General features: G+C 68.7%; 5 protein-coding genes and 1 pseudogene. 4 read left to right on the top strand and 2 right to left on the bottom strand.

Annotated elements, in window-relative coordinates:
- Together L7D48_RS26025 and L7D48_RS26020 are read right to left on the bottom strand one after the other, a co-directional pair.
- Positions 1–191, bottom strand: a pseudogene (locus L7D48_RS26025) (histidine kinase); the annotation flags it as partial.
- A 39-nt stretch (positions 192–230) separates the two neighbouring features.
- On the bottom strand, positions 231–992 hold the full coding sequence (locus L7D48_RS26020) for a response regulator transcription factor (RefSeq protein WP_237883107.1): 762 nt from the start codon (positions 990–992) through the stop codon (positions 231–233).
- 281 nt (positions 993–1,273) lie between these two features.
- On the opposite strand from L7D48_RS26020, the gene L7D48_RS26015 reads away from it, so the two are divergent.
- The 4 genes from L7D48_RS26015 (at position 1,274) to L7D48_RS26000 (ending at position 4,617) form a co-directional block, all read left to right on the top strand.
- The gene (locus tag L7D48_RS26015; RefSeq protein ID WP_237883105.1) at positions 1,274–2,050 is read left to right on the top strand and encodes an amino acid ABC transporter ATP-binding protein; all 777 of its coding nucleotides are present in this window, start codon (positions 1,274–1,276) and stop codon (positions 2,048–2,050) included.
- A 53-nt stretch (positions 2,051–2,103) separates the two neighbouring features.
- Complete coding sequence (locus L7D48_RS26010) at positions 2,104–2,937, top strand: glutamate ABC transporter substrate-binding protein (RefSeq protein WP_237883109.1); 834 nt, start codon at positions 2,104–2,106, stop codon at positions 2,935–2,937.
- Positions 2,938–3,037: 100 nt separating this feature from the next.
- Positions 3,038–3,712, top strand: a complete 675-nt coding sequence (locus L7D48_RS26005) for an amino acid ABC transporter permease (RefSeq protein WP_237883103.1) — start codon at positions 3,038–3,040, stop codon at positions 3,710–3,712.
- Positions 3,709–4,617 carry an amino acid ABC transporter permease gene (locus tag L7D48_RS26000; RefSeq protein ID WP_237883101.1) on the top strand — a complete coding sequence of 303 codons (909 nt, stop codon included), beginning with the start codon at positions 3,709–3,711 and terminating at the stop codon, positions 4,615–4,617. The genes L7D48_RS26005 and L7D48_RS26000 overlap by 4 nt, the downstream gene beginning before the upstream one ends.
- Positions 4,618–4,750: the final 133 nt, after the last annotated feature.

The raw sequence follows: 4,750 nt of genomic DNA, 5'->3' as shown, positions 1-4,750 counted from the left end.
GTGGGGCTGCGGGCCGGGGGGCGGGTGGTGACGTACTGCGCCAGGGAGGCGAAGCGCGCGGTGTCGTCGATGCGGTCGACGACGACATGCTGCTGTTCGGCGGCGGCCATGCTCGCGGCGAGCGGGAAGCCGAGGGCGAGCAGGACGGCGGCCATCAGGGCGTTGAGGAGGGCGAGGAGGCGTGTGCGCACGGCGGGCGGTCCGCTTTCGTCCCGGTCCTGGTCCCGGCCTCAGCCGGTCGGGGCGACGAGCCGGTAACCGACCCCGCGCACCGTCTCTATCAGGGCGGGCAGGGCCAGCTTGGAGCGGAGCGAGGCGATGTGCACCTCCAGGGTGCGGCCGGTGCCCTCCCAGTTGGTGCGCCAGACCTCGCTGATGATCTGTTCGCGGCGGAAGACGACGCCGGGGCGCTGGGCGAGCAGCGCGAGCAGGTCGAACTCCTTGCGGGTCAGGGAGACCGCCTCGCCGCGCACCGTGACCCGGCGGGTGTCGGTCTCGATGGTCAGCGGCCCCAGGCTCAGCTCCCCGGTCCCCGCAGCCCGGGCGCTTCCCCCCTCCCCGACCGCGGCGCGGTCGGCGCCGGGGTCGCCCGGTGCGCCGGCCGGAGCCGCGGCGGCGGCGGGGGCGGTGCGGCGGCTGACGGCGTGGATCCGGGCGAGGAGTTCGGCGGTGTCGTACGGCTTGACCACGTAGTCGTCGGCGCCGAGGTTGAGGCCGTGGACGCGGGAGCGCACATCGGCCCGCGCCGTGACCATGATCACTGGGGTGCTGGTCAGCCGGCGGATGCGGCCGCACACCTCGAAACCGTCGATGTCGGGCAGACCGAGGTCGAGCAGCACCACGTCGAAGGGCGCCGCGGCCCCGTCCGGGAGCAGGCGCCGCAGGGCCTCCTCGCCTCCGCGGGCGTGCACCACGTCGAAGCCGTGCCGGGCGAGTACGGCGGACAGCGCCGCGGCCACCCGGTCGTCGTCCTCGACCAGCAGCAGTCTCATGACCCCTCTTCTCCCCCGGTGCTCCCCCGTGTGTCCGTCCGGCCCCTCCCGGGTGTGGCAGTCATCCACTCCGATCCGGCCCTGCGCGTCAAGACCCGGCGGGCCTCCGTCCGCACGAACCCCCACGTTAAGCAGCCGATACGCCGACCGGTGAGCCTTTCGGGCGATAAGTTCCTTTGCGGCTGAATCGTTATGCTCAAGTTCAGCTCAGATGGGATGACGCTGCTCAACGGCGGTCACTAAGGTCCCCTCAACCGACGAGGACGGAGCGAATGACGCCGATGAGCAATGTATCGGTGACCAAGGACGCCGCACCGACGGCGGAGAACCTGGTCGTCCTGGACAATGTCAACAAGCACTTCGGTGCCCTGCACGTCCTTCAGGACATCGACCTGACCATTGCGCGGGGCGAGGTCGTCGTCGTCATCGGGCCCTCGGGGTCCGGGAAGTCCACGCTGTGCCGCACCATCAACCGCCTGGAGACGATCGATTCCGGGACGATCCTGATCGACGGCAAGCCGCTGCCCGCCGAGGGCAGGGAACTGGCCCGGCTCCGCGCCGATGTCGGCATGGTCTTCCAGTCGTTCAACCTCTTCGCGCACAAGACGGTGCTGGAGAACGTCATGCTGGGCCAGCTCAAGGTCCGCCGCGCCGACAAGAAGGCGGCGGAGGAGAAGGCCCGCTCCCTGCTCGACCGGGTCGGGGTGGCCAACCAGGCCGACAAGTACCCCGCCCAGCTCTCCGGCGGTCAGCAGCAGCGCGTGGCCATCGCCCGCGCGCTGGCGATGGACCCGAAGGTGATGCTCTTCGACGAGCCGACCTCCGCGCTCGACCCCGAGATGATCAACGAGGTCCTGGAGGTCATGCAGCAGCTCGCGCAGGGCGGCATGACGATGGTCGTCGTCACCCACGAGATGGGCTTCGCCCGCTCCGCGGCGAACCGGGTGGTCTTCATGGCCGACGGGCGGATCGTCGAGGAGGCCACTCCCGACCAGTTCTTCAGCAACCCGCGCAGCGACCGCGCCAAGGACTTCCTGTCGAAGATCCTCCACCACTGATCCGGCAACGGCTCAGCGGACCTTTGCACGATACGACTCCAGGGATGTTCACCATGACCCTCCGCAAGCCCGGCCTCGTGGCCGCCACCGCCGTCGTCCTCGCCCTGACCGCCACCGCGTGCGGAGGAGGCGGTGACAGCGGCTCCGACGGCGAGAAGATCAACATCGGTATCAAGTTCGACCAGCCGGGCCTGGGTCTGAAGACCCAGGACGGCGAGTACACCGGCTTCGACGTGGACGTGGCCAAGTACGTCGCCAAGGAGCTGGGTTACGACGAGAAGGACATCGTCTGGAAGGAGGCTCCCAGCGGCGAGCGCGAGAACATGATCGCCAACGGCGACGTGAAGTTCATCGTCGCCACCTACTCGATCACCGACGAGCGCAAGGAGCGGGTCGACTTCGCCGGCCCGTACTTCCTCGCCCACCAGGACTTCCTGGTCCGCGCCGATGACGACTCCACCTGGAACAAGGACGAGCTGAACACCAAGGAACTGAAGCTCTGTTCGGTCACCGGTTCCACCTCCGCGCAGAACGTCAAGAACAAGTTCGCGCAGGAGGCCGACCTGCAGGAGTACGGCGGCTACTCGGAGTGCCTGACCGGCCTGGAGAACGAGGCCGTCGACGCCCTGACCACGGATGACTCCATCCTGGCCGGCTACGCCGCGCAGAAGGAGCACCAGGGCAAGTTCAAGCTCGCCGGCCTCAGCCTCAGCGACGAGTCCTACGGCATCGGCCTGAAGAAGGGCGACACCGAGCTGCAGAAGCAGATCAACGACGCCCTCGCCAAGATGGTCGAGGACGGCTCCTGGGAGAAGGCCGCCGACAAGCACTTCGGTCCGGCCGACTACGACTACGAGCCGGCCCCGGAGATCACCGAGAAGAGCTGACGACGGCAGGACGGCGCGCCGCCCCTGAACGGGCGGCGCGCCGCGCCTTCCGAAGCCGTCCGACGAGACGCCATCCGACGAGGCGAGAGCGCGGGAGAACGTGTTCGACTTTCTTGATTCCGGGCAGTACGACGTGCTCGGAGCCTTCTGGGTGACGGTGCAGCTCACCTTCTATTCGGCGATCGGCTCCCTGATCTGGGGAACGGTCCTGGCCGGTATGCGGGTCAGCCCCACACCGCTGATGCGGACCTTCGGCACCGTCTACGTCAATGCCGTGCGGAACACTCCGCTGACGGTGATCATCGTGGCCACTTCCCTGGGCCTGTACCAGACGCTGGGGATCACACTGGCCGGCGGCGACTCCAAGGAGATCGGCTTCCGGCTGGCGGTGCTCGGCCTGATCGCCTATCACGCCACCTTCGTGTGCGAGGCGCTGCGCTCGGGCATCAACACGGTGCCCGTCGGCCAGGCGGAGGCGGCGCGCGCACTGGGGCTCGGCTTCTTCCAGGTGCTGACACTCATCATCCTCCCGCAGGCCTTCCGGTCGGTCGTGGCGCCCCTGGCGAACGTGCTGATCGCCCTGACCAAGAACACCACGGTGGCGGCGGCGATCGGAGTGTCGGAGGCCGCGCTGCTGATGAAGGAGATGGTGGAGATCGAGAGCGACGCCATCTTCGCGGTCTTCGCGATCTTCGCCCTCGGGTTCGTTGTCCTGACCCTCCCGACCGGCATGCTGCTGGGCTGGGTGAGCAAGCGCGTGGCGGTGAAGCGATGAGTGACCTGTCCGTTCTCTACGACGCGCCGGGGCCGCGGGCAAAGGCCCGCAACCTGGTCTACTCGGCGGTCTTCCTCGTCCTCCTCGGGCTCGCGCTGTGGTGGGTCCTGGACACGATGGCCGGCAAGAACCAGCTCGCCGCGGAGAAGTGGAGCCCGTTCGTCACCGACTCCCGGGTCTGGACGACATATCTGATCCCCGGGCTGCTGAACACCCTCAAGGCCGCGGCTCTGGCCATCGCCATAGCCCTTCCACTGGGCGCCCTGCTCGGCATCGGCCGACTGTCGGAGCACCGGTGGGTCAGCCGGCCGGTCGGCGCGGTGGTGGAGTTCTTCCGCGCCATCCCGGTGCTGCTGATGATGGTTTTCGCCAACCAGGCGTACGCGCAGTTCACCGACATCGAGTCCGATGTGCGCCCGCTGTACGCCGTGGTGACGGGCCTGGTGCTCTACAACGCCTCGGTGATCGCGGAGATCGTGCGGGCGGGCATCCTGTCGCTGCCCTCGGGCCAGACGGACGCGGCCAAGGCCATCGGCATGCGCAAGGGCCAGACCATGCTCTACGTGCTCCTGCCGCAGGCGGTCACGGCGATGCTCCCGGCACTGGTCAGCCAGCTCGTGGTGATCGTGAAGGACACCGCCCTGGGCGGCGCGGTCCTCGGCTACGCCGAACTGCTCAACCAGATCCGGGTGATCACCGCCAACTACGGCGCCAACACCATCGCGGCCCTCACCGTGGTCGCGCTGATCTTCATCGTGCTGAACTTCCTGCTCACCAGCTTCGCGAGCTGGCTCGAGGGACGGCTGCGGCGCGGCAAGCGGTCCGCCGGGGCCGTGCTGCACGGCGGCGCCGACACGGAGATGGAGTTCGACGAGCCCCACGTCGAGCCCCACGCCCGGAAGTAGCCGCGCGCCGCTCCCCCTTCCGCGCCCGTTGTGCGCCCACTGCCTGTGCCCCCGTCGCTTGACGGGGGCACAGGCAGTGGGTTGCATACGACGTGTGATCGTGTACCGGGCTCCATCGGCTCCACCCCCTCCC

The sequence above is a fragment of the Streptomyces sp. ICN903 genome (genome assembly GCF_022015835.1).
Classification (GTDB): domain Bacteria; phylum Actinomycetota; class Actinomycetes; order Streptomycetales; family Streptomycetaceae; genus Streptomyces; species Streptomyces fenghuangensis.
Note: the sequence above shows the minus strand (reverse complement) of the source record. Positions and strands in the feature narration are given on the sequence as shown.